Source organism: Micromonospora sp. WMMD736, assembly GCF_049179015.1.
Classification (GTDB): Bacteria; Actinomycetota; Actinomycetes; order Mycobacteriales; family Micromonosporaceae; genus Micromonospora.
The window spans coordinates 4,669,786-4,692,153 of record NZ_JBMHMI010000001.1; the positions used below are offsets into that span (position 1 = coordinate 4,669,786).

24 protein-coding genes, 1 tRNA gene and 2 pseudogenes are annotated in these 22,368 nt (G+C 72.6%); 12 read left to right on the forward strand and 15 right to left on the reverse strand.

Translation table 11 applies throughout. The features are described from left to right. Positions 1-888: 888 nt before the first annotated feature. Together ACN269_RS21085 and ACN269_RS21090 are read left to right on the forward strand one after the other, a co-directional pair. Positions 889-1,345, forward strand: a pseudogene (locus tag ACN269_RS21085) (replication initiator); the annotation flags it as partial. A 4-nt stretch (positions 1,346-1,349) separates the two neighbouring features. Next, positions 1,350-1,943: pseudogene (locus ACN269_RS21090) on the forward strand (site-specific integrase); the annotation flags it as partial. 84 nt (positions 1,944-2,027) lie between these two features. Here the strand turns inward: ACN269_RS21090 and ACN269_RS21095 are convergent. Further along, a tRNA-Lys gene (locus tag ACN269_RS21095) sits at positions 2,028-2,099 on the reverse strand. Positions 2,100-2,179: 80 nt separating this feature from the next. Continuing rightward, positions 2,180-2,404, reverse strand: coding sequence for a hypothetical protein (locus ACN269_RS21100; RefSeq protein WP_421474030.1), 225 nt, complete (start codon positions 2,402-2,404; stop codon positions 2,180-2,182). On the opposite strand from ACN269_RS21100, the gene ACN269_RS21105 reads away from it, so the two are divergent. Then, positions 2,403-3,485 carry an NAD-dependent epimerase/dehydratase family protein gene (locus ACN269_RS21105; protein ID WP_421474031.1) on the forward strand — a complete coding sequence of 361 codons (1,083 nt, stop codon included), beginning with the start codon at positions 2,403-2,405 and terminating at the stop codon, positions 3,483-3,485. The two genes, ACN269_RS21100 and ACN269_RS21105, sit on opposite strands and share 2 nt — an antisense overlap. Here ACN269_RS21105 and ACN269_RS21110 read toward each other — a convergent pair whose 3' ends face one another. The 7 genes from ACN269_RS21110 to ACN269_RS21140 all read right to left on the reverse strand — a co-directional run bounded on the left by ACN269_RS21110 (position 3,486) and on the right by ACN269_RS21140 (position 9,472). Beyond that, positions 3,486-4,655, reverse strand: coding sequence for a hypothetical protein (locus tag ACN269_RS21110; RefSeq protein ID WP_421476471.1), 1,170 nt, complete (start codon positions 4,653-4,655; stop codon positions 3,486-3,488). Between the two features lie 87 nt (positions 4,656-4,742). Next, on the reverse strand, positions 4,743-5,492 hold the full coding sequence (locus ACN269_RS21115; RefSeq protein ID WP_421474032.1) for a ZIP family metal transporter: 750 nt from the start codon (positions 5,490-5,492) through the stop codon (positions 4,743-4,745). Positions 5,493-5,534: 42 nt separating this feature from the next. Beyond that, complete coding sequence (locus ACN269_RS21120) at positions 5,535-6,725, reverse strand: GNAT family N-acetyltransferase (RefSeq protein ID WP_421474033.1); 1,191 nt, start codon at positions 6,723-6,725, stop codon at positions 5,535-5,537. A 54-nt stretch (positions 6,726-6,779) separates the two neighbouring features. Then, positions 6,780-7,472: an ABC transporter permease gene (locus tag ACN269_RS21125; protein ID WP_421474034.1), complete on the reverse strand. Its 693-nt coding sequence runs from the start codon at positions 7,470-7,472 to the stop codon at positions 6,780-6,782. Further along, complete coding sequence (locus ACN269_RS21130) at positions 7,469-8,314, reverse strand: ATP-binding cassette domain-containing protein (RefSeq protein ID WP_421474035.1); 846 nt, start codon at positions 8,312-8,314, stop codon at positions 7,469-7,471. The genes ACN269_RS21125 and ACN269_RS21130 overlap by 4 nt, the downstream gene beginning before the upstream one ends. After that, positions 8,311-8,649: a PadR family transcriptional regulator gene (locus ACN269_RS21135; protein WP_421474036.1), complete on the reverse strand. Its 339-nt coding sequence runs from the start codon at positions 8,647-8,649 to the stop codon at positions 8,311-8,313. Before ACN269_RS21135 ends, ACN269_RS21130 begins: the two co-directional genes overlap by 4 nt. A 103-nt stretch (positions 8,650-8,752) precedes the next feature. Then, positions 8,753-9,472, reverse strand: coding sequence for a PP2C family protein-serine/threonine phosphatase (locus tag ACN269_RS21140; protein ID WP_421474037.1), 720 nt, complete (start codon positions 9,470-9,472; stop codon positions 8,753-8,755). Between the two features lie 62 nt (positions 9,473-9,534). On the opposite strand from ACN269_RS21140, the gene ACN269_RS21145 reads away from it, so the two are divergent. Next, on the forward strand, positions 9,535-10,554 hold the full coding sequence (locus ACN269_RS21145; protein ID WP_421474038.1) for an AAA family ATPase: 1,020 nt from the start codon (positions 9,535-9,537) through the stop codon (positions 10,552-10,554). Positions 10,555-10,561: 7 nt separating this feature from the next. Here the strand turns inward: ACN269_RS21145 and ACN269_RS21150 are convergent, their stop codons facing one another. Continuing rightward, positions 10,562-11,122, reverse strand: a complete 561-nt coding sequence (locus ACN269_RS21150; RefSeq protein ID WP_421474039.1) for a helix-turn-helix domain-containing protein — start codon at positions 11,120-11,122, stop codon at positions 10,562-10,564. Between the two features lie 58 nt (positions 11,123-11,180). Here ACN269_RS21150 and ACN269_RS21155 point away from each other — a divergent pair, with 58 nt between their 5' ends. Beyond that, positions 11,181-12,347, forward strand: a complete 1,167-nt coding sequence (locus ACN269_RS21155; protein ID WP_421474040.1) for a benzoate/H(+) symporter BenE family transporter — start codon at positions 11,181-11,183, stop codon at positions 12,345-12,347. A gap of 1 nt (position 12,348) precedes the next feature. On the opposite strand, the gene ACN269_RS21160 is transcribed toward ACN269_RS21155, so the two are convergent. From ACN269_RS21160 to ACN269_RS21175, 4 genes are all read right to left on the reverse strand, one after another. Beyond that, on the reverse strand, positions 12,349-12,717 hold the full coding sequence (locus tag ACN269_RS21160; protein ID WP_421474041.1) for a hypothetical protein: 369 nt from the start codon (positions 12,715-12,717) through the stop codon (positions 12,349-12,351). A 186-nt stretch (positions 12,718-12,903) separates the two neighbouring features. Next, the gene (locus tag ACN269_RS21165) at positions 12,904-13,155 is read right to left on the reverse strand and encodes a hypothetical protein (RefSeq protein ID WP_355048337.1); all 252 of its coding nucleotides are present in this window, start codon (positions 13,153-13,155) and stop codon (positions 12,904-12,906) included. 81 nt (positions 13,156-13,236) lie between these two features. Then, positions 13,237-13,710: a large conductance mechanosensitive channel protein MscL gene (gene mscL / locus ACN269_RS21170; protein WP_421474042.1), complete on the reverse strand. Its 474-nt coding sequence runs from the start codon at positions 13,708-13,710 to the stop codon at positions 13,237-13,239. Positions 13,711-13,749: 39 nt separating this feature from the next. Next, positions 13,750-14,445 carry a FadR/GntR family transcriptional regulator gene (locus tag ACN269_RS21175; protein WP_421474043.1) on the reverse strand — a complete coding sequence of 232 codons (696 nt, stop codon included), beginning with the start codon at positions 14,443-14,445 and terminating at the stop codon, positions 13,750-13,752. 50 nt (positions 14,446-14,495) lie between these two features. Between ACN269_RS21175 and ACN269_RS21180 the strand changes: the two genes are divergently transcribed. Further along, complete coding sequence (locus tag ACN269_RS21180; protein WP_421474044.1) at positions 14,496-15,764, forward strand: MFS transporter; 1,269 nt, start codon at positions 14,496-14,498, stop codon at positions 15,762-15,764. Positions 15,765-15,777: 13 nt separating this feature from the next. On the opposite strand, the gene ACN269_RS21185 is transcribed toward ACN269_RS21180, so the two are convergent. Beyond that, positions 15,778-16,134, reverse strand: coding sequence for an STAS domain-containing protein (locus ACN269_RS21185; protein WP_007454464.1), 357 nt, complete (start codon positions 16,132-16,134; stop codon positions 15,778-15,780). 165 nt (positions 16,135-16,299) lie between these two features. Here ACN269_RS21185 and ACN269_RS21190 point away from each other — a divergent pair, with 165 nt between their 5' ends. From ACN269_RS21190 to ACN269_RS21215, 6 genes are read left to right on the forward strand one after another with little or no spacing between them, the layout of a single operon-like run. Then, positions 16,300-17,160 (forward strand): STAS domain-containing protein, encoded by an 861-nt coding sequence (locus ACN269_RS21190; RefSeq protein ID WP_421474045.1) that lies wholly within the window; start codon positions 16,300-16,302, stop codon positions 17,158-17,160. Beyond that, a complete protein-coding gene (locus ACN269_RS21195; protein ID WP_421474046.1) occupies positions 17,160-17,570 on the forward strand; it encodes an STAS domain-containing protein in 411 nt (136 codons plus the stop codon). The genes ACN269_RS21190 and ACN269_RS21195 overlap by 1 nt, the downstream gene beginning before the upstream one ends. Continuing rightward, positions 17,567-17,986 (forward strand): anti-sigma regulatory factor, encoded by a 420-nt coding sequence (locus tag ACN269_RS21200; RefSeq protein WP_421474047.1) that lies wholly within the window; start codon positions 17,567-17,569, stop codon positions 17,984-17,986. The genes ACN269_RS21195 and ACN269_RS21200 overlap by 4 nt, the downstream gene beginning before the upstream one ends. Beyond that, positions 17,983-18,990: a SpoIIE family protein phosphatase gene (locus ACN269_RS21205; RefSeq protein WP_421474048.1), complete on the forward strand. Its 1,008-nt coding sequence runs from the start codon at positions 17,983-17,985 to the stop codon at positions 18,988-18,990. Before ACN269_RS21200 ends, ACN269_RS21205 begins: the two co-directional genes overlap by 4 nt. Beyond that, positions 18,987-20,357 (forward strand): sensor histidine kinase, encoded by a 1,371-nt coding sequence (locus tag ACN269_RS21210; RefSeq protein ID WP_421474049.1) that lies wholly within the window; start codon positions 18,987-18,989, stop codon positions 20,355-20,357. Before ACN269_RS21205 ends, ACN269_RS21210 begins: the two co-directional genes overlap by 4 nt. Positions 20,358-20,359: 2 nt before the next feature. Then, positions 20,360-21,898, forward strand: coding sequence for a SpoIIE family protein phosphatase (locus ACN269_RS21215; protein WP_421476472.1), 1,539 nt, complete (start codon positions 20,360-20,362; stop codon positions 21,896-21,898). The last annotated feature ends 470 nt before the right edge of the window (positions 21,899-22,368 follow it).

Below are 22,368 nucleotides of genomic sequence, written 5' to 3' on the forward strand. Positions count from 1 at the left end.
CGGAGGGGCTGCCCCGCATCCTCCGCGCCGCATCCCCACCACGGCCAGAGGTGACTCGCCCGACGGCTCGACGGTGCGAGGGCCGCTGCGTCCCGTCCCGGCTGCTGGCCTACGAACCGGCGGCTCTGGCCCGACCCGTCCGTCGAGCCGCTCGACGACGCGGCGTCAACCACGCTCGCCTCTGCCGTCTGCGGCGGCACCGGGCTTCCCGTCCTCCGCGCCAGCCGCCGGGCGTGTTGCATGGCCGGAGTCGGAGCGCCAGCGGAGCGACGGCCACGCGCCCAGGCGGCGGCGCGTGCGGCCCGTTCAGGGCCGCCTTGATAGAGACGTACAGAAAGTCCTCCCACACCGGCCGGCAGCCGGCCGTCCCACCCCGGCCGCAGGAGTCACGACGGGGTGACGTGTCCGGCACCCGGTGCTACTCTGGCGCTCGTCGAGCGCGCCGGCGCGGCCTTCCTGCCGGATCGCTGGACTCGACGTCGGAGAGGCCGAGCGGCCTTCCTACCGCTGATGCGGGCCACCCCCCGTCGGCTCTCGATCGCAACGGCCGCTGTGCCGGCCTCCCGAATCCGCTGAACGGCCCAGCACGGTCTTCCTGCCGTCTACGTCGGCCCGGATTCGCGCATCTCCACGGTGGGGGCGGTCTGCGGCAACCCGCCGGATGCCGACATCCAGGCTCCCCACCCGTGCCAGCCTCAATTGCCAAGTCCAGAAGCGTGAAAGGACATGACCCATCGGCGGGCAGTGGCACGACCACGACTCCGCCCTCCGGCGTCAACCGCCCTCTCGGCGTTGCCAGGAGACACGACGAACACCACCAGCGGACATGCGTCCACGGCTGATGGTGCTTCGTCTCCCGTCCTTGCCGCCCCTGATGAGGAGACAGTCGTGTCCACCCCGCTCACCCTCTACGTCCCGGTCTCGCCGTTGGCCGTGACGCCCAGGTCCTGCACCGGGCCGTCTCTCTGGAGTTCTCCGGCTGGCTGGAGCACACCCGCCCCGCCGGCGGCTGTAGCCGTCCGATTCGCCTCACCGGCACCCTCGCAGCCGTCGAGCGAGATACCGGCCGCATTACCGGCCGGCCGCACACCTCCGAGCTGCCCGACCGCGCGCTCTACAAGGCGTGCGGCAACCGTCGCGAATCGGTGTGCCCGGACTGCGCCTGGGTCTACCAGGGCGACGCCTACCAAGTCGTCTGTCGCGGGCTGACCGGCGGCAAGGGCGTCCCCGCCTCGATCGGCCGGCCCCGGTCGTCTTTGCCACCTCCACCGCTCCATCCTTCGGCCCAATCCACCACCGCCACGTCGCCCGCCACACTTGCCGCAACCGGCGCCGCTGCGACTGCTGGTCGGCGCTTCCTGGAGTCGGCCCGCGCCGACGACGACCCGCTCTACGCCGCGTACGTCTTGGTCCTGGTGCTTGGTCTGCGTAAGGGCGAGATGTTGGGGCTCACCTGGGCTGACGTCGACCTCGACGCGGGGGAGTTGACCATCGATCGGCAGCTCCAGCGGGTCGGTGCCGAACTGCTGCACCGGGAGACGAAGACGGCCGCCTCGGACGCCACCCTGCCGCTGCCGGACATCTGCGCCGTGGCGCTCGGCCGCCGCCGCACCGCGCAGACCGCCGTCCGGGACGCCGCCGGTCCGGCCTGGCAGCCCTCAGACCTGATCTTCACTACCCGCTACGGCCGGCCGGTCGAGCCGCGCAACTTCAACCGCTTCTGGGACCGCCGCTGTGACGCGGCCGGAGTCCGGCGGATCACTGTCAGGGATGCCCGGCGGACCTGCGCCTCGCTCCTGGCGGACCTGGACGTGCATCCCCGGGTGGCGATGCGGATCCTTCGGCACGCGCAGTTCGCCATCACCATGGAGATCTACACGGTGGTCTCCTCGGCAGCGACCCGCGACGCGCTCAAGCGGCTCGGCAGCGCACTGGATCGTTAAGGCCCTACTGCTGTACTTCGCTGCTGTACCGGCCCGGAACACAACAAAAGCGGCCCCGCGAAGGGCCGCTGACCTGCGGAAGAGTGGGCCGCCAGGGACTCGAACCCTGAACCTATGGATTAAAAGTCCACAGCTCTGCCATTGAGCTAGCGGCCCGCGCGCTCAGGTTACCTGACAGTCAGCGCTGCCGGCTCTCGGCTTCCGGCCGGCCGTCGATGCCTCGTCAGCGCACGTGATCAACACCAGGTCGGCGATGTGGCGGTGTCCGGGGCGGGGGATGGACCCAGGTCGGCGATGTGGAGTGGATCAAGTGGCTCGCCCTTGATCGACTCGACGTCCAGGAAGGCGGGGCATCCGGGCGGGCGGGACACCCCGTTTTCCGGGAAGCCGAGTCGATCACGCAGCTCACGCCGGGACGGACGGCGGTTGAGGGGCTGCTGGGCGGGTACGGGGTCGGACATGCGGATCGTGGTGGTGGGGGCGAGCGGCAACGTCGGTACGGCGGTGCTGCGGCGGTTGCGCCGGGAGCGCGGGGTGGAGCTGGCCGGGGTGGCCCGGCGGTTGCCCGGACCGGATGCCGGTACGCCGTACGACCAGGTGGAGTGGCACTCCTGCGACATCGGCGCGCCGACTGCTCCTGGCCAGTTGGCCGAGATCTTCGCGGGCGCGGACGCGGTGGTGCACCTGGCCTGGCAGATCCAGCCCAGTCATGATCAACGGGTCCTGCGGCGGACCAACGTCGACGGCAGCCGGGCGGTGTTCGACGCGGTGGCGCGGGCCGGGGTGCCGGCGCTGGTGTACGCGTCGTCGGTCGGCACGTACGCGCCCGGGCCGAAGGACCACCCGATCAGCGAGCGGTGGCCGGCGACCGGGGTGTCCGGCTCGTCGTACAGCGAGCACAAGGCCGAGGTCGAGGCGCTGCTGAACGGGTTGGAGCGGGAGCATCCGGCCCTGCGGGTGGTACGGCTGCGGCCCGGGTTGATCTTTCAGCGGGACGCCGGTGTGGAGATCACCCGGTATTTTCTCGGCCCGTTCGCGCCGGTACGACTGCTGCGCTTCGGTCGGATTCCGCTCGTACCCACGAACCGCCGGCTGCGGATGCAGGCGGTGCATGCCGACGATGTGGCTGACGCGTACGCCAGGGCGGTTCTGGGTGATGCGCGCGGCGCTTTCAACGTCGCCGCGGACCCGGTGCTGACCCCGGAGCTGGTGGCTCGGCACTTCCACGGTTGGACGGTGCCGGTCGCGGCGCCGGTGCTGCGGGCGGCGGCGGCGCTGACGTGGCGGGCGCGGCTGCAACCGGTCGACGCGGGCTGGGTCGAGTTGGGCCTGAACGCGCCGCTGATGTCCAGCGAGCGGGCGGAGACCGAGTTGGGCTGGACACCCAAGATCGACGCGTTGACCGCGCTGAAGGAGCTGTTCGCCGGCATGGCCGGTGGCGAACACACCCCCAGCCCGCCCCTGTCCGCCGCGCCACACCAGCCGGGCCGCCCCACCGGCCTCCTGGCGGGCAACCCACCGGGCCAGGGGAACCCCTACTGATCACCGCACCGAAAGGCTCGCGCCCAGGAAGAAGATGCCGGGGTGGCCGGGGGTCTCGAACTTGCCGCTGGGGTTGCGGCGCAGGGTCGAGCTTTCGATCTTCATGGTGCCGGTGCGGTTGTTGCTCACGAAGAAGATCGCGCCGCCGCCCTCGTTGGCCCTGTTGTTCTCGATGATCGTGCCGGCGATGCGGACGGCGAACTCGTTCCCGTCGCAGTAGATCGCGCCGCCGCTGCCACCGCCGGGCGTACCCGACTTGGCCGGGTTGGCACCGTTGCCGATGGCCTCGTTGTTCCGCAGCAGGCTGTTCAGCACCGTCCACGACACGCCGATGCTGCTCAGTGCCCCTCCGTTCGAGCAGGAGCCGCCGTCGAAGGTGCTGCTGACGACGTACACCGGCTTGTTCTCGTACTGGCTCAGCACCCGTACGGCCGCGCCGCCCAGGTCCGGGCCCGTACGGTCGCAGCGGTTGCCGACGAAGCGCGAGTTGACGATCTTGAGCCGCCCGCCGCGTACGAAGATCGCGCCTCCGCCGCCACCCTCGGCCGTGTCGCCGGTGGAGTTGCCGTCGGCGAAGGTCAGGTTCTGCACGGTGAGCTGCGGATGGTCCTGGTTCTGGCAGTGCGAGGTGGTCCAGCCCTGGGCCTCGTCGCAGGTGTTCATGTAGAGGATGCGGCGCTGCCCCTGGCCGCTGAGCGTGACCTTGCCGCCGCCGTCCAGCACGACCTTCGGCCCGTTGGCGTTGCGGACCTTCGCGGTCGCGGCCATCTTGATCGTCACCGGGGCGGGTCCACAGTCGAACGTGATGACCCCGCCGGCGGCGACCGCCTTCACCACGGCCGCTGAGGTGCAGCTCGCCGGGGTGCCGGTGCCCACGGTCCGGGTCGGCTTCGAGGTGTCCACCGCACGGGCCTCGGTGGGCACGCTCGCGCGGCCGTTCGGGTTGCCCGCCGCAAGCACCTTGGCAGCCGAAGTGGTCGGCTTCGGGCTGGCGGTGGCCCCGGGACCGCCGAGACCGTCGCGGCCCGCCGGCACGACGTCCTGGTCGCCCGTCGCCACGGCCGGTGGCGAGGCGGACGGCGTGGCGGTCGGCGTCGGCTCACCGGACCCGCACGCGGGCAGGGTCGCGGTGGCGACACCGAGGACGAGCAGGGCGGCAAGCGACGTCATGCGCACCCAGTGACTCTAGGAGCCGCGACGCCGTCACACCGAATCCGCCGGGCCAGGTTTAACCCATGGCTAAGGGTCGGCCGCCGGTCAGGCGTGGGAGAGGGCGAACGCGGTCAGGAAGCCCGCGACCGTGATGAGACCGACCAGCAGGTGGGCGTTCTCGAACGCCTCCGGCACCATCGTGTCGGTGATCATCGCGAGGATCGCCCCGGCGGCCAGCGCCGTGATGGCGGCCAACGCCTCCGGTGGCGCGTCGCCCAGCAGCGTGTTGCCGACCAGCGCGGCGAGCCCGCTGATCAGCGCGATCCCGGTCCACAGCAGGAACACGTACCGGCGGGTCCGGCCGGCCTGGCGCATGCCGGCGGCGCTGGACAACCCCTCCGGGATGTTGCTGAGGAACACCGCCACGACCGTGACCAGGCTGACCGCGCCGCCGGCCAGCAGGCTCGCGCCGATCACCACCGATTCGGGTACGCCGTCCAGCAGCGCCCCGACGGCGATGGCCGACCCGGAGCCGGGTTGCTCGCCCTCGGAGGGCTGCTGACCGCCCGAGCGCTTACGGTTCCGCGCGCCGTACCGGGCCAGGCCCACGTTGGCGAGGGTGTACGCGCCCGCGCCGCCGGCCGCGCCGAGCACGGTGGGCAGCATCCCGCCCTGTTCGTGCGCGACCTCGATCAGCTCGTACGAGACGGCGGAGAGCAGTACGCCCGCGCCGAACGCCATGACCGACGCGATGAGCCGCTGGGGCACCCGCACGAACCAGCCGACCGCCGCCCCGATCAGCAGCGCCGACCCGGCCAGCAGTCCCCATCCGCCCGCCTGTAACCACTCCGGCATTCCCGGGACCGTACCCCGGGTGGTGGGGGCGGCAAACCGCGCTCAGAAGTCCGCGAAGAGGTACGGCACCGCGCGCGGGAAGATGCCGCGCAGCTCGGCGGCGGCGTCGACCGGCACCTCGCCCAGCCCGCGCAACGGCAGCTCCGACGGATCCAGCACCCCGTACGCCAGGGCGGAGAGTCCCGCCGCGGTGAGGGTCGCGGTCGGTGCCGGGCCGTTGTCGCCGACGACCACGTCGAGGGTGCCACTCGTACCGTCCAGCAGGTGGGTGCCGGCCAGCCACCGGTCCCCGGTCAGCTCGACGCGGACCCGACCCGGCTCGGCGGGCAGCCCGCGCAGCGCGTCCACTGACAACAGCCGAGCCATCGGCGCGGACGAGCCGGGACGGCCCGCCCGCGCCTCGACGTGCACGTCTAGGTCGGTGAGCCACAGCTCGGGCAGCTCGTCCGGCGGTACCTGGACGCTGATCCGCTCGACCTGGTCGACGTGCCGGGCGAAGAACTGCAACAGCAGCATCCGGGCAAGCGGGTCGGTGGCGAGTAGCTCGTTGCCGTGCAGCGTGCCGCCGTGCTCGTCGATCCGGTAGGTGATCGCGCCCGTGATCTCACCGTCCACCCGGGCGGTGAGCAGCCAGTGCTCGTCGCGGTCACGCAGCCCTACCGCCCGGTAGTCGGGGAAGAGCGAGAAGCCGTGCCGCTCCCGTAGGCAGCGCTCGGTGAACGCGCGCCACGCCGGGTAGCCTGCGCCGATCCGCTCCCAGCCCACCGCGCCGGGGAGTTCGGCGCGTAGCAGCGGCCCGAGGTCGGCCGGGGTGAAGGTGACCGTGCGCGGCTTGGGCAGCCCGAGGTAGCCGAACCGCGCGTAGAAGCTGGGCCGGAACGGGTAGAGCGCGCTGAGCGCGTGCCCCTCGTCGCGCATCTCGTCGAGCAGTTGGTGCAGCAGCGTCCGTACGTGCCCCTGCCGGCGGGCCAGCGGGTGGGTGGCCACCCCGGCGACGCCGGCCATCGGCAGGACCACCCCGCGCAGGTTCTGCCGCATCGGGATGGCCGAGGCGGCGGCCAGCGTGTCGCCGTCCTCCTCGACGGCGAGCGTCGTGTTGCCCTCGTTGTAGGGCAGGTAGTCACGGAACTGCTCGACCCGCGCGGCACCCAGCGGTGACGACTCGAACGCGTACGCGGCCAGCGGGAAGCTGGTGGTGAGACGCTCGTCGGCGGTCACCCGGCGGATGGTCATCCGCTCATCTCAACCCGCCCGAAGGGCGACAGCAACCGGATTGACCAGATCCGCTCAGCCGACGGGCAGGTGGCGCAGGTGCCGGCGGCGGCGCAGCCGCACACTGGCCACGGCGGCCACGCCCACGACCAGCAGGGCGGTGACGATGAGGCCGTGCAGCAGACCCCGGGTCAGGTACCCGTCGTCGGTGCGGTCCACCGCCCAGGTGGCGATCTCCCGGCTCGACCAGAACGGCGTCAACCTCGCCCCCGACTCGGCCGGGTCGATCAGCATCTGCACGGTCACCACCGTGAGCAGCAGCAGCGTCCCCTCCATCTCTCGGGGCAGGAGCGTGCCGATCAGCACCCCGAACGGCGCGGCCACCGCGACGCAGCACAGCAGCGCCGCGATCAGGCCGCCGTACCGCAGGTCCGCGCCGTCGACTATCGGCAGGAGGAAGAAGGGTACGGAGATGACGAGCCCCACCGCCCACAGGCCGAGCATCCGGCCCAGGTAGAGGTGGTGCGGACGGTAGCCCGCCAGCCGGAGTCTCGGCTCCAGCTCCCGCGCGGCGGTGGTCGCGAAGAGCGCCGCGGTGCTCACCGCCCAGCACACGCCGAGCAGCAACGACCGGACCGACTGACCGAGCCACGCGTCCCGCCGGATCAGGTAGAAGGTCAACGGCATCAACAACAGCAGCAGGAGTACGCCCCGGCGCCGCAGCAGCTCCCGCAGCGTCATCTCGGCGACGGTGACGAGCCTGTTCACGGGCGGCCTCCTCGAACACCGGGCGCGACCCGCCCGGACTGGTGTGCCGGGGTCAGGTCGAGCACGGTGTCCACCCGGTCGAGTTGGTTGAGCAGGTGGGTCACCACCACGATCGCGGCGCCCTCGTCCCGCAGCCGGCTGAGCTGATCCCAGAAGTTGACGTAGGTGCCCTGGTCGAAGCCCTGGTACGGCTCGTCGAGCAGCAGGACGTCCGGCTCGCTGAGGGTGGAGATGGTCAGGTTGAGCTTCTGCCGCGTGCCGCCGGAGAGGTGCCGGGCCTGCACGGAGCCGTCCGCCTCCCAGCCGAGCTGTCGGGCCGCCGCACGGCCGGCGCGGCGGGCCGGTCCACGGGCAATGCCCTGGCCGGCGCCGACCAACACGAAGTGCTCGTCGGCGAGCAGGAAGTCGGAGGTGCCGCCGGACTGCGGGCAGAAGCCGAGTCGCCCGCTGACGGTCACCTCGCCGGAGTCGGGCGACATCAGCCCGGCGCAGATCCGTAGGAAGGTGCTCTTGCCGCAGCCGTTCGCCCCGATCACCGCCGCGATCTGTCCGGCCCGGACGGTCAGCGAGACGTCCCGCAGCACCGTCTGCCGGCCGTACCGTTTGGTGATGCCCGCCGCGTGCAGCCGGACCGGTCCGGGGCGTGGCCCGGGGGCGGTGCCGATGCTCTCCACGATCGCGCCCGCGTACTGCTGGGGTGGACCGAAGACGACCCAGGGATCACCGCCGGAGTCGCGCAGGTGTGTGGCGGCCTCGGCGACCACGTGCCGGGCGGCGTCCGCCCCGACCCGGCGGTGGTGCAGCTCGGCGGCGAATGTCCGGAGCCAGTCGTCGGCGTTCACCCGGCAACCCCCTTCGTGACGATGTCGTTCACCGGCCGCACGAAGGTGAGCCAGGCGTTGCCGCCTTCGCGCAGCGCCGCCTGCCCGTCGTCGGTGAGCCGGTAGTACTTGCGGGCCGGCCCGGCGGTGCCCTCCCGCCACTGGGCGGTCACCAGACCGGTCTTCTGTAGGCGCAGCAGGACGGGGTAGAGCGTGCCGCCCTGGATCGGCCCGATGCCCGCCGCGTCGAGCGCCTGGGCGAGTTGGTAGCCGTAGGACTCGCGGTCGGCCAACAGGGCCAGGACGCAGATGTCGAGCACCCCCCGCAGCCACTGCCCGCGCCGGTCGGAATCCACAGCCGGGACACTAGCGCCGCAACCTAGATGGCACAACCACCTAGTTGAGGCGACCGGACCCGACCGGACGGCCCTCGGGGGACCGTCGAGCGGGCCGGATCGGTCAGCGGGTGGTGACGTCCGAGACGACGACCGTCACATTGTCCGGAGCGCCGGCATGGTGGGCCAGCTTCACCAACTGCTCGCCGCACTGCTGGCGGTCGGAGTACATGCCCAGCGCCGCCGCGATGGCGTCGTCCTCGACGTAGTCGGAGAGCCCGTCGCTGCAGAGCAGCAGCCGGTCGCCGGGCGTCACGGTGAGCACACCGACGGCCGGCGGCGTGTCCGCGCCCTGGACGGCCCGGGTCACCAGGGAACGCTGCGGGTGGTGCCGGGCCTGGTCGGGGGAGAGGGTGCCCTGGTCGACGAGCGCCTGCACGAACGTGTCGTCCCGGGTGAGCTGGGTCAGCTCCCCGTCGCGCAGCAGATAGCAGCGGGAGTCGCCGACCTGGGCCAGCACCAGCGTCTCGCCGGCCAGCAGCGCGGCGGTGAGCGTGGTACCCATCCCCTCGCGTGCCGGGTCCACGGTGATCGCGGCGTGGATGCGCTGGTTGGCGGTGCTGACCACGGCACGCAGGGCGTCCGCGGCCGCGTCCGGTTCGGTGGGTGGCGTCAGCTCGTCCAGGATCCGGATCACGATCTCGCTCGCCACCTCACCCGCGGGCAGGCCACCCATGCCGTCGGCGACGGCGATCAGGCGGTCACCGGCGAGGGCCGAGTCCTCGTTGTTGGTGCGGACCAGACCGATGTCGTTGAGGATGGCCGAGCGGAGGATCAGCGTCATGGTGCCAGCTTGCCAAGAACACCCCGCCTTCGTCTCTACGCACTACTGCGTAGGGTTGAGAAATGATGCCGGTTTCCATGGTCGGACGCGCCGGAGAGCTCACCGAGCTCGACCGGGCGTGGTCCGCCGTGGCAGCCGCCGAGCGCCGCGCGCCGACCGTCGTGGTGCTCACCGGCGCGGCCGGCGTGGGCAAGAGTCTGCTGGTCGCCGCCGCGGTGGACGCCCTCACGCCGCGTCCGTCCGTGGTGCTCTCGGGCGCCGCCCGGGTACACGGCCCGGCTCCGTACGACTGGTTGGCGGCGGTGCTCACCGGCCGCGACACCGGCTCGCTCGCCCTGCCACCCGACGCGCTGGCATGGCTCGCCCAACAGCCCACCGCGCCGCGCGAGCGCTACGCGCCCGGCACCCTGCTGCGCCTCGCCGTCCGTACCGTGCAGTTGCTGGTGGGCGCGGGCCCGGCGGTGCTGGTCGTGGACGACCTGCACGCGCTCGACCCGGCCAGCGTCAATCTGGTCGGTGAGCTGGCCACCGTGGCCGAGCTGCCGGCGCTGCTGATCGTCGCCAGCCGGCCGGCCGCCGACGCGGTTGCCCCGGACCTCACCCGCCGCGCGTTGGCCCGGCTCTGCGGCGTACGCGGCGTCGTCCGTCAGCACCTGGGGCCGTTGCGCCCGGCCGAGGTCGCCGAGGTGCTGGCCCAGGTGTACGCGAGCAGCCCGTCGAACCGGCTGGTCACCTCGGTCTGGCGACACACCGGCGGTAACCCGTACGCGTTGATCGAGCTGCTGGCCGCGTACGCCGGTCAGGGGCCGGACGCCTTGCTGCGACGGCTGCCCGGCCCGCGTACGCCCCCCGGCCCGGTGGAGGCGGTCGAGCCGGAGTTGACCGTCCGGGAGGTCGAGGTGCTGGGCTGCCTGGTCAGCGGTATGTCGAACAAGCAGGTCGCGAAGGCACTCGGCATCTCGGTGCGGACGGTCACCGTGCACGTGTCGAACCTGCTGCGCAAGACCGGCTCGGCGTCGCGTACCGAGGTGGCGCTCTGGGCGGTACGCCGGCGGATGCCGGTACCCGCGCCGGTTGACTGAGCCGGCCTCAGCGGCGGGGATAGCGCAGCAGCAGGCTCGCGGCGACCTCCTCGTCGCCCACCGCCGCGTACGTGTGCGGCACGTCGGAGACCCAGCGGAGGTGACCGCCGGCCGGGGCGGTCAGTGGCGCGTCGGCCGGTCCGGCGCGGAGCACCCCGGCGAACACGGTGATGTGTTCGGTGACGCCCGGCTGGTGGGCGGGGGACGTCTGCACGACGCCCGGCGCGACGCGCATCCGGTACAGCTCGTAGGTCGCGTCGGTGTCGGTGAACACCTCCAGCAGGGTGGCGGTGACGGCGGTGCCGTGCACCACCGGCCCGGGGGTCGGGTCGGCCAGCAGGGCGGTGAAGGGCACGCCGAGCTGCGCGGTGACCGCCCAGAGTGTCTCCAGGGTCGGGTTGCGGGTGCCGTGTTCCAGGCCGGAGAGGGTCGCCTTCCCGATGCCGGCGAGCCGGGCCAGTGTGGACAGCGAGATTCCCCGCTCCTCGCGCAGGGCGCGTACGCGCCGACCGACGACGGCGGGGTCCACGTCGAGGCCGGGGCGGCCCGCTGGTGGTGGCTGCGGCATCCGACTATGGTGCTACACGCCGTCGTTCCGTAAACGGAACACATGGGGGGTGGGTGGCATGGGCGGACGCGCGCAACCGGTGCTGGCCGGCGTGGTGACCGCGCTGGTCGGCTTCGCCAGCTCGTTCACCGTCGTCCTGGCCGGGCTCCGGGCGGTCGGCGCGTCGGACGCGCAGGCGGCCTCCGGCCTGCTCGCGCTCTGCGTGGCGTGCGGTCTCGCCGCAGCCTGGCTGGGCTGGCGGCACCGCATTCCGATGAGCGTCGCCTGGTCCACGCCGGGCGCGGCGCTGCTGGTGGCGACCGGGCCACCGCCCGGCGGCTGGCCGGTCGCGGTGGGCGCGTTCCTCGTCTCCGGGGCGCTGATCGTCGCGGCCGGTCTCTTCCCGCCGCTGAGCCGGGCGGTGGCCGCCATCCCCAAGCCGGTGGCCGGCGCGATGCTCGCCGGGGTGCTGCTGCCGTTGTGCACCGCTCCGGTCCGGGCGCTCGTCGAGCTGCCCCTGGTGGCCGGGCCGGTGGTGGCCGGCTGGCTGCTGCTGCACCGGTTCGCCCGCCGCTGGGCGGTGCCCGGGGCGCTGCTGGTGGCCGTGGTGGCGCTCGCGCTGACCGCGCCGCCGGCCGGGCTGAGCGGGGCCGCGCTGATCCCGTCGGTCACCCTGACCGCGCCGTCCTGGAACGTCTCCGCGCTGGTCGGACTGGCCCTGCCGCTGTTCCTGGTCACCATGGCGGCGCAGAACGTGCCCGGCATGGCGGTGCTGGTCGGCTACGGCTACCGTCCGCCGTTCGGTGCCGCGCTCCGCGCCACCGGGCTCGCCAGCCTGCTGGCCGCCCCGGCCGGCGGACACGCCGTCAACCTCGCGGCGATCACCGCCGCGCTGGCCGCCGGCCCCGACGCGCACCCGGACCCGGACCGTCGGTGGGTCGCCTCGGTCACCGCCGGCGTCGGGCTCGCCCTGCTCGGGTTGGGCGCGGGCGTGGCCACGGCCCTGGTCGCGGTCGCGCCGCCGATCCTCATCGAGGCCGTCGCGGGGCTGGCCCTGCTGGGCGCGCTCGCCACCGCGCTCGCCGCGGCGGTGACCGAACCCGAGGGCCGGGAGGCCGCCGTGGTCACCTTCGTGGTGACCGCCTCGGGAGTGACGCTTGTCGGCGTGGGAGGCGCGTTCTGGGGGCTGATCGCCGGCTGCCTCATGCTGCTGCTCTTCCGCCGCCGCCCGGCCTCGCCCGTTTGAGCTACTCCTCGCGGGGGAGGTCGGTCATGCCCACGGCGAGGAGGACCCGGCCGTCGGCCACCGAACCGATCCGGTCGGCCGGGACGTACACGGCCCCGTCGGCCGACTCGGTGGAGACCTTCAGGTAGCCGGTGTGCAGCAGACGTGCCGCCAAGTCGGCCGGCACGTCCGGCTCCTCGACCGCCGTCGCCTCGATCAGCTCGTCCAGGCTGCTGCCCGGGTCGGCGGTCGGGGTCTGCACGGTCACCGCGTTCGGGTCGCCCCGCTGGACGAGGTCCACGGTGCCGATCTCGGTGCCCGCGACGTCGATCACCGGCATCCCGGTGGTGATCCGCGAGATGGTCGCCTGCTGCTCGTCCTGCTGGTCCATCTCTCAGCGGTTCCCGAGGCGGCGCGTCACTAAACGCCATCGCCGGCCGGTCCGGGGCGACCGCCCCGAAGGGCCTGATGACCCTCAGGCATAAATATGCCGGAGAGTCATCACCGCCAGAAGCGACATCGCCCCCGAGCAGCGCGCAACAGTGGCGGCCGTCCAGCGCCACCGTCCGGCCGTCGGTCAGCCGTTCGGGAGGGTCCAGCCGCCCGGCGGACGGGGCGACAGCTCCCGCCAGGTGTCAGTGCCGTCGAGCAGCGCCCGGACCGTCTCCTCGGCCTCGTCCGCGCTGCCGTACTCGTAGAACCGGGAGATGCCCTCGGCGCCGCCGGCCCGCTGCTCGACGTGCCACCGATCGGCGTCCACCCGGAGGAAGACGTCCCGTCGGGCCAGCCGCCCCCATTTCCCGTTCCACCAGTGCTTGCGCTGCTCCATGGCCGGACTCTATCGAACACACGTACGAGAGGATGCGGCCCCTGCGGGAATCCCGCAGGGGCCGATGTGCATCCGCTCCGATCAGCGCGGCGCGGGCGGCTCGGTGCGCCGACCCAGCACGTCGTCAAGCGCCCCGCGCTGCTGGCCCGGGGTGGTGTGACCGGCGGAGACCAGGGCGTCCCGGATCTCGGTCAGCAGCTTGACCTCCTCGCTGGGCGCGGCCGGCGGCGGCTCCTCGCCCCGCTTGCGCCGCTCGGCCAGCTTGTTCATGGGGAACACCACGAGGAAGTAGAGCGCCGCCGCCGTGAGCAGGAACGTGATCACCGCGTTGACGAAGCTGATCCAGTCGAACTCGACGCCGCGGATTGTCCAGGCGGCACCCTCGAGGCCGTTGCTCTTGCCCGTGATCAACAGCACGAAGAGCGCGATGAGCGGCTTGAGGAACGCGTTGGTCAGCGACGTGACCACGGTCGTGAACGCGGCGCCGATGACGACACCGACCGCCAGGTCGACGACATTGCCGCGCATGATGAAGTCTTTGAAGCCCTTGAGCATCCGTACTCCCGAGGTGTCCGGTTTTCCGTCGCGGACAACCTATGCCCCGTCGGCCGGCTCCAGAAAAGCACCGGCCTCGATCGCCGCCCGACCCGCGTCGCCGGCCCGGATCGCCTCGACCAGCCGGGTGTGGTCGACGTAGCGCTCGGGCGTGAGCGCGTCACCCATCGCCTGGGCGACGGTGCTGCGCAGGGCGACGCCGACCGAGGCGTACAGCTCGGCGAGCATGGCGTTGTGCGCGGCGGCGACCACCGCGACGTGCAGCGCCGCGTCGGCCTCCACGAACGCGTCGACCCGGCCGCCGCGCCAGGCCGCCTCGCGGTCGGCGAGCGCGCCGTCGAGCGCCGCCAGATCCTCCGGTGTACGCCGCAGCGCGGCGAGTCGGGCCGCCTCCACCTCGAAGGCGCGGCGTACCTCGATGACCTCGGTCATCCGGTCGTCGCCCAGTCGACGGGCCACCACCGGGGCCAGTTCGTCGGTGGACACCACGTAGGTGCCGGAGCCCTGCCGGCACTCCAGCACCCCGGCGTGCACGAGGGCGCGGACGGCCTCGCGGACCGTGTTGCGCCCGACGCCCAGTGCGGCGACCAACTGTGGCTCGGTGGGGATGCGGCCACCCACCGGCCACTCCCCGCCGAGGATCCGGGCCCGGAGCTGCTCGATGGTCTGCCGGACGCGGTGCCCCCGGGGAGGCACGGCCGGCTGCGCGGCGGGGGAATCGACCGACGGTGGCACTGGTTACATCACCGGCCCAGAATTCATCCCATGATTGTAGGTTAGAGGTCATGACCCCGCCAGCCGCCGCCGCTCCGGCCCTGCCCACACCCGCCGCCGCCACCCACCCGACGCGGGAGTCCGCGCCCCGGCGGACGCACCCGGTGACCGGTGGCGCGCTGGTGCTGGTCGGAATGCTGCTGGTGGCGCTCAACCTGCGCATGGCGGTCACCAGCCTCGGCGCCCTGCTCGACGAGATCCGCGCCGGGTTGGGGCTCTCCGGCGTCATGGCCGGGCTGGTCACCACCCTGCCGACCATCGCGTTCGCCGGCCTCGGCGCGCTCACCCCGTGGCTGGTCCGCCGGGTCGCCCCGGCGCGGGTGCTGGTGGTCGCCATGATCGCCCTGGCCGTCGGCCAGGTGCTCCGGGCCGCCACCGACTCGGCCTGGATCTTCGTGCTCACCAGCGCGTTGGCGCTGGCCGGCATCGCGGTCGCCAACATCCTGCTGCCCATGCTGGTCAAGCAGCACTTCGGCCACCGGACCGGCCTCGTCACCGGGGCGTACACCATGGCGTTGACCCTGGGCACGACGGTGGCCGCCGCCAGCGCCGTGCCGATCGCGCACGCCTTCGGGTCCTGGCGGGCCGGGCTGGGCGTCTGGGCCGGGCTGGCCGCGGTGGCCGTACTCCCGTGGGTGCCGCTGGCGCTGCGGACCCGCCGGGGCGCGCGGCGCGCGACCCCGACGGCGGCCGTCGCCGCGCGGGTCCGGCCGGCACGGACCCGGCTGGGTTGGGCCATGGCGATCTACTTCGGGGCGCAGTCGCTGAGCGGGTACGCGATCATGGGCTGGCTGGCCCAACTCTTCCGCGACGCCGGCTACCGGCCCGAGGCGGCCGGGCTGCTGCTCGCCGGGGTGACCGCGCTCGGCGTGCCGATCGCGCTGCTGATGCCCACCCTCGCCGGTCGGCTCGCCACCCTGCGCCCGCTGGTGTTCGGCCTGACCGGCGCGTCGGCGCTGGCCTACCTGGGGCTGGCACTGGCACCGCACGGCGCCGCGCTGCTCTGGGTGACCCTGCTGGCGCTCGGCCAGGGGGCGTTCCCGCTGATCCTCACCACGATCGGTCTGCGCGCGCGCACCGCCGACGGGACCGTCGCGCTCTCGGCCTTCGCGCAGAGCACCGGGTACGTGATCGCCGCCCTCGGCCCGCTGTCGGTCGGCATCCTCTACGAGATGACCGGCGGCTGGACGGCGCCCATCGGATTCCTGCTGGCCGCTCTCGCCGTGCAGACGGCGGCGGGCATGGCGATCGCCCGTCCCCGCTACGTCGAGGACGAGTAGGTCGAAACAGTGGTCAGGAGGACGCCGGGGTCGGTTCGCCGGCGACGGCCTCGTCCACCGTCGGATAGGTGTGCAGCACCTCGACGAGCCCGCTCACCTCGAGGATGCGCAGCACGCCCCGCTGCGGAGCGGCCAACCGCACCACACCGCCGGCCTCGTCACAGCTGTTCTTGGCGCGAACGAACACCGACAGCCCGGTCGAGTCGCAGAACGAGACGTCCGCCAGGTCGAACACCAGCCGGTTGCGGCCCTTGTCGAGCAGGTCGGTGATCTGGTCCTGCAACTGCGGTGCGGTTGCCATGTCCAGCTCGCCCGCGACCGACACGACTACCACGTCGCCGCGTTGTTCCGTGTGCACCGTCAGGGACATTCGCCAGACCTCCTGTTATCGGGGGAACGGTATCCCACGACCGGGGTCGTACGCAGAACGGGAGCCGGCATCCGGTGGCGATCGTCATTTCGTTGCTGCGCAGCAAGTACTCGTGCAGACCCCGGTGATAGAGTCCGGCCGGTCCAGGTCGAGGGGGTTTTCGCGATGGCGTTGAACGCCGAGGAAAGTGGTCGACTCGCCGCGCTGCTGGGCGGGCATTCCGAGCAGGTCACGCAGCGGTGGACCGACATCGTCGCCGGCTCGCTGCGGGGCCGCCTGAGCCACGCCGAGCTGCGCCGACAGGTCGAGGACCTGCACCGGGCCATCGTCGGCGTGGCCGAGCAGGGCAGCTTCGACCTGTCCGCCGAGAACGCGGGCGAACTGCGCGCCACGCTCTCCGAGCTGTCCCGGGGCAGGGCCCGGCAGGGCTTCTCCGCCACCGAGACGTCGATCAGCGTCTTCGCGCTCAAGGACGTGCTGGCCGAGTTGCTCCAGGAGTCCGGCACAGCCAACGCGCTGCATGACTTCGTCGCCTACTCCAAGCTGGTCGACGATCTGGGTCTGTTCACCTTCGAGAGCTTCGTACGCACCCGCGAGAGCCTGATCGCCGACCAGGCCGAGCAGTTGCTCGAACTCTCCACCCCGGTGGTCAAGCTGTGGGAGGGCGTGGTCGCCGTCCCGCTGGTCGGCACCCTGGACTCCGCCCGGGCCCAGGTGGTCATGGAGCGGCTGTTGCAGACCCTGGTCGACACCGGCTCCCCGTACGCGATCATCGACATCACCGGCGTCCCGGCCGTGGACACCCAGGTCGCACAGCACATCCTGAAGACCGTGGTGGCCGCCCGGCTGATGGGCGCCGACTGCATCATCTCCGGCATCCGGCCGCAGATCGCGCAGACCATCGTGGCGCTCGGCATCGAGTTCGGCGACATCGCCACCAAGGCCAGCCTCGCCGACGCGCTGCGCCACGTGTTGCGGCTCACCGGGGTCGAGACCGCCCGTCGCCAGTCCCGCAGGGACGCCTGATGGAACGCGTACCGATCCTCAAGATCGGTGACATCCTGCTGGTCTCCATCCAGCTCGACATGTCCGATCAGACGGCGGTCCAGCTACAGGAGGATCTCGCCGAGCGGATCGTGGCCACCGGCTGCCACGGCGTCATCATCGACATCACGGCGTTGGACATCGTCGACTCGTTCGTCGGCCGGATGCTCTCCACCATCGCCTCGATCTCCAAGGTCCTCGACGCGGAGACGGTGGTGGTCGGCATGCGGCCCGCCGTCGCCATCACCCTCGTCGAACTGGGGCTGTCGCTGAACGGCATCCGTACCGCCCTCAACGTCGAGCGCGGCATGGAGCTGATCGCGGCGGCCAACGCCGACGAGCTCGACCACCAGCTCGACGACGATCCGGACGCCGAGACGGCCACGCCGTGACAACGGACATCGGACTGGGCCACCCGCAGGCGCAGTCGGTCCGCAGCGACGAGGACGTGGTCCGCGTCCGGCAACTGGTCCGGTCGGTGGCGGTCGCCGTCAAACTGTCGCTGGTCGATCAGACCAAGGTGGTCACGGCCGCGAGCGAGCTGGCCCGCAACACCCTGGTGTACGGCGGCGGCGGCACCGTCGAGGTGACGACCGTGGACAGCGGTCGACGCAAGGGCCTCCGGATCGTCTTCGCCGACTCCGGCCCGGGCATCGCCGACCTCGACCTGGCCCTGACCGACGGGTACACCACCGGTGGCGGGCTCGGCCTCGGCCTAAGCGGCTCCCGTCGGCTGGTCGACGAGTTCGAGATCGAGACATCGGCGGAGACCGGCACCCGGATCACCGTCACCAAGTGGGCCCGGTGAACGGAGACGCGGTCACCGACAGTGGCATCTGGTTCCGCGTGGAGGCCAGCAGCGCGGCCAGCGCCGTACGACGTGCGGCCGAACGCCTCGGCGAGCAGGTCGGGATGGGTGCCGCCCGGATCGCGGACCTGGCCATCGTCGCCGCCGAACTGACCAGCAACCTCGTCAAGCACGCCGACAACGGAGTCCTGCTGCTGCGGCCGGTCCGCCGCGCCGGGCAGGCCGGCGTGGAGATGGTCGCCATCGACTCCGGGCCCGGCATGGCCGACCTCACCGTCTCCTCCCGCGACGGGCACTCCACCACCGGCACGCTCGGCATCGGCCTCGGTGCCATCGTCCGGCAGGCGAGCTGGTTCGACGGGTATTCCCTGCCCGGCAAGGGGACGGTCTTCGCCGTCCAGGTCTGGCCGGCCGAACCGGCGGCACCGTCCTGGGCCGGCGGCCTCACCCGGCCGATCCCCGGCGAGACGGTCAGCGGTGACGGGTACGCCGTGCGGCTCGTCGACGGCCGGCACCAGGTGCTCGTCAGCGACGGTCTCGGGCACGGCCCGCTGGCCGCCGCCGCCACCGAGGCCGCGCTCGCCGCCTTCCGGGGCGCCCCGGCCGGCCCGCCCGCGGCGGTGGTGAGCCACCTGCACCGGAGCATGTCGCACACCCGGGGGGCCGCGCTCGCGGTCGCCGAACTGGCCGGCCACGTCCTGCACTACGCCGGGTTGGGCAACATCACCGGCGTGATCGTCGACAGCGACGGACAGCGCCGCGGGCTCGTGTCGCTGCCCGGCATCGCCGGGCACCAGCGGCCGACGGTACGCGGCTACGACTACCCGTTCGGGCCGGGCGACCGGCTGGTCATGCACAGCGACGGCGTCGTCGACCGGTGGCGGATGGCCGACTACCCGGGCGTCGCCGAACGGTCCCCGCTGGTGCTGGCGGCCACCCTGCTGCGCGACGCCGGGGTACGGCGTGACGACGCCTGCGTCCTGGTGGCGAGGTCCTGGGCATGAGTGTCGACCCGAGCGTGCCGGCCGCCGAGCCGCTGCTGCAGATGGCGCTCCGCGTCGAACAGGACATCTTCGTCATCCGCCAGCGTGGCCGCGAGGTGGCCGGCGTCGTTGGCCTCGAACACCAGGACCAGGTACGGATCGCGACGGCGCTCAGCGAGGTCGCCCGGGACCTGTTGCGGACAACCGACGGCGCGGACGTCACCTTCCACGTCGATGGGGGCGCCGACGGCCGCTTCCACCTCCGCGCCGACCTGGCACCGGTGACTCCCCTCCCGGACGGCCGGTACGAGCCGCAGTCCGCTGCGGTGTCCCGCCTGGTCGACACCCTGAGCGTGACGACCGTCGAGGGGGTTACGGTCGTAAGGATGTCCCGCAGAGTCCCGGCGAACGCGCCGACGCCGATTCCGGAGCGGCTGGCCGAGTTCCGTGCCCAACTCGGCCGCACCGCGCCGGGCAGCGCGCTGGACGAACTGACCGTGCAGAACGGCCAGCTCATCGCGGCACTCGACGAGGTGCGCAGCCAGCGCGACGAGTTGGCCGTGCTGAACGAGGAACTGGCCGAGACCAACCGTGGCGTGGTGGCGCTCTACAACCAGCTCACCGAGGAGTTGGAGGAGACCAACCGGGGAGTCGTCGCCCTCTACGCCGAGCTGGACGAGAAGTCCGCCCAGTTGCGCGCCGCGAGCGAGTCGAAGAGCCGCTTCCTGGCCAACGTCAGCCACGAGCTGCGCGCTCCGGTGACCGCGATCATCGGGCTGGGACGCCTGCTCGCGGACTCCTCGTCCGACCCCCTCACCACCGAACAGGTCCGTCAGGTCGGCCTCATCCGCTCCTCGGCCGAGGACCTGCTCGGCCTGGTCAACGAACTGCTGGACCTCGCCAAGGCCGAATCGGGCCGGATCGAGCCGGACTGGGCGGACGTGGACCTCCGGCCGGTCTTCGGTCAACTGCGCGGCACCATGCGGGCGCTGGCCACCCGGCCCGGGGTGGAGCTGACGGTGGAGGAGCCGACCGCGCCGGCCGTGCTGCGTACCGACGAGGTGCTCCTCGGTCAGGTGCTGCGCAACCTGCTGCACAACGGTCTCAAGTTCACCGAGCGCGGCGAGGTACGGCTGCGCGCCCGACGCCACGACGACCGGTGGAACTTCGAGGTCAGCGACACCGGCCCGGGCATCGCCCCCGAGCTGCACGATCGAATCTTCGAGGAGTTCTACCAGGTGCCCGGCGCGACCCGGGTCGGCGGCACCGGCCTCGGTCTGCCGTACGCCCGGCGGTTGGCGACCCTGCTCGGTGGCACGCTGGAGCTGACCAGCGAGCCCGGTCGGGGCAGCACGTTCACCGTCTCCCTGCCCACAGGTGGAGCGTGACGGTGGACGGCGGGCCGACGACCGTCCTGGTGGTCGATGACAGTCGTACCAAGCGTTACCTGCTGGTCAGCTGGCTCACCCGGGCCGGCTACACCGTGCTCGAAGCGGAGAGCGGCACCGAGGCGCTGACCCGGGTCGAGACGGACCGCATCGACCTCGTGGTGCTGGACGTGCGGCTGCCCGACCTGAGCGGCTACGAGGTGTGCGAGCGGATCAAGGCGGCGCACCCGGCGATGCCGGTGATCCACGTCTCCGCGCACGCCGTGGACGTCGCCGACCGCGCCCAGGGCCTGACCCGGGGGGCGGACGCGTACCTGGCCGAGCCGATCGAGCCGGAGGAGCTGATCGCCACCTCCCGGGCGGTGCTGCGCTACTACCAGGCCCGGCAGCGTGCCGAACTGCTCGCCGAGCGGCTGCTCGGCCTCGCCGACACCACCGTCGCGGTGCACGCCGCGTCGACGTTCGGGCGACTGCTCGAGGTCGCCGCGGAAGGTGCCGCGCAGATCTTCAAGAGCCCCGCCGCCGTGATCGCCGAGACGTTCGACGGTGACTGCATCGCTGGTGTCTGCGCCGGCCCCGGCGCGGACGCCGCCGTCGTGCCGTGGGTCGTCGACGACACCGGAGTGCCCACCGGGGCCACCGTACGGGTGGAATCGCCGGAGAACTGGGGGCTGCTCAGCTGGCCCCCGGACGACACGGTGACCGTGGCCGCGGCCCGGCTACGGGAGGACCGCGCGCCGCTCTACGTGGTCGTACCCACCGCCACCCAGACCGCCCGGACACCGGTGCTCGTGCAGCTCGCCCAGGCCGTGGCGGCGGCCGTCGAGGCCCAGCGCTCCTTCGACGAGGAGCACCGGATCGCGGTCACCCTCCAACGCAGCCTGCTCCCGCGCAGCCTGCCCACCATCGCCGGCCTGGACCTCGCGGTGCGCTACGAGCCCGCGAGCGCGCAGACCGAGGTGGGCGGCGACTTCTACGAGCTGGTGATGCTCGACGGACACCTCCTGCTGGCGATCGGGGACGTGGCCGGCCACTCGCTGCACGCGGCCACCGTGATGGCCGAGCTGCGGCACGCGGTGCGGGCGTACGCCGTCGAGGGGCACCAACCCGGCGAGATCCTGCACCGGGTCAACGAGCTTATGCGTACCCTGCTGCCGAACGAACTGGCCACGCTCTGCGTCCTGCTGCTGCACCCGCCGAGCGGACGGGTCCGGCTGGCCAGCGCCGGTCACCTGCCGCCGCTGCTGCACCGGGACGGCAAGGTCGAGTTCGTGCAGCACTCGGCGCCCCTGCTCGGCGTCCGTGCGCCCCGACCGGCCGATCTGGAGTTCGTCCTGCCGACCGGCGCGACGCTGGTGTTCTACACCGACGGGCTGATCGAGCGCCGGGACACCACCATCGACGAGGGGCTTGCCGCGCTGGCCGCGGTGTCGGCCACGGTGGACGCGAGCCTCGACGACTTCTGCGCCCGCCTCCTGGTCGAACTGGCCCCCGACAAGATCCAGGACGACGTAGCCGTAGTAGTCCTCCGCCGCCACTGACCCACCCCACCCCACCCCACCCCGGCTGCCGGCCGGTCCCGGCCCCATTTGCGCCGGTGATCATGAAATTATTGCCCGCCGGATCGGCGTGTCGGGGCAATAACTTCATGATCACCCGGGGCGGGGCGGGGCGGGGCGGGGCGGGGCGGGGCGGGGCGGGGCGGGGCGGGGCGGGGCGGGGCGGGGCGGGGCGGGGCGGGGCGGGGTGGGGTGGGGTGGGGTGGGGTGGGGCTCACCAGGAGCGCATCGTCGAGGCTGGTGTGCAACGCCACCGCGGCGCTCTGCGACGACCCGGCCACCCGCGACCAGTACACCCGGGTCGTGCGGACCGCTGCCACAGAGCGGACTGTCGCCGTACCTCTGGAGCAGCTGGCCTGGCTCGGTCCCGGCGCCCTGGCGGCGGGCCTGGTGACGGTCGGTGTCGGCCTGAGCGATGTAACGCCGCAGCCTGCGGTGCCGCTGTGCGCATC

Coding starts and splice junctions, on each gene's coding strand:
- ACN269_RS21105 (WP_421474031.1), top strand. CDS start 2,403: ATGCGGATCGTGGTGGTGGGGGCGAGCGGCAACGTCGGTACGGCGGTG.
- ACN269_RS21100 (WP_421474030.1), bottom strand. CDS start 2,404: ATGTCCGACCCCGTACCCGCCCAGCAGCCCCTCAACCGCCGTCCGTCC.
- ACN269_RS21110 (WP_421476471.1), bottom strand. CDS start 4,655: ATGACGTCGCTTGCCGCCCTGCTCGTCCTCGGTGTCGCCACCGCGACC.
- ACN269_RS21115 (WP_421474032.1), bottom strand. CDS start 5,492: ATGCCGGAGTGGTTACAGGCGGGCGGATGGGGACTGCTGGCCGGGTCG.
- ACN269_RS21120 (WP_421474033.1), bottom strand. CDS start 6,725: ATGACCATCCGCCGGGTGACCGCCGACGAGCGTCTCACCACCAGCTTC.
- ACN269_RS21140 (WP_421474037.1), bottom strand. CDS start 9,472: ATGACGCTGATCCTCCGCTCGGCCATCCTCAACGACATCGGTCTGGTC.
- ACN269_RS21145 (WP_421474038.1), top strand. CDS start 9,535: ATGATGCCGGTTTCCATGGTCGGACGCGCCGGAGAGCTCACCGAGCTC.
- ACN269_RS21150 (WP_421474039.1), bottom strand. CDS start 11,122: ATGCCGCAGCCACCACCAGCGGGCCGCCCCGGCCTCGACGTGGACCCC.
- ACN269_RS21155 (WP_421474040.1), top strand. CDS start 11,181: ATGGGCGGACGCGCGCAACCGGTGCTGGCCGGCGTGGTGACCGCGCTG.
- ACN269_RS21160 (WP_421474041.1), bottom strand. CDS start 12,717: ATGGACCAGCAGGACGAGCAGCAGGCGACCATCTCGCGGATCACCACC.
- ACN269_RS21165 (WP_355048337.1), bottom strand. CDS start 13,155: ATGGAGCAGCGCAAGCACTGGTGGAACGGGAAATGGGGGCGGCTGGCC.
- mscL (WP_421474042.1), bottom strand. CDS start 13,710: ATGCTCAAGGGCTTCAAAGACTTCATCATGCGCGGCAATGTCGTCGAC.
- ACN269_RS21180 (WP_421474044.1), top strand. CDS start 14,496: ATGACCCCGCCAGCCGCCGCCGCTCCGGCCCTGCCCACACCCGCCGCC.
- ACN269_RS21185 (WP_007454464.1), bottom strand. CDS start 16,134: ATGTCCCTGACGGTGCACACGGAACAACGCGGCGACGTGGTAGTCGTG.
- ACN269_RS21190 (WP_421474045.1), top strand. CDS start 16,300: ATGGCGTTGAACGCCGAGGAAAGTGGTCGACTCGCCGCGCTGCTGGGC.
- ACN269_RS21195 (WP_421474046.1), top strand. CDS start 17,160: ATGGAACGCGTACCGATCCTCAAGATCGGTGACATCCTGCTGGTCTCC.
- ACN269_RS21210 (WP_421474049.1), top strand. CDS start 18,987: ATGAGTGTCGACCCGAGCGTGCCGGCCGCCGAGCCGCTGCTGCAGATG.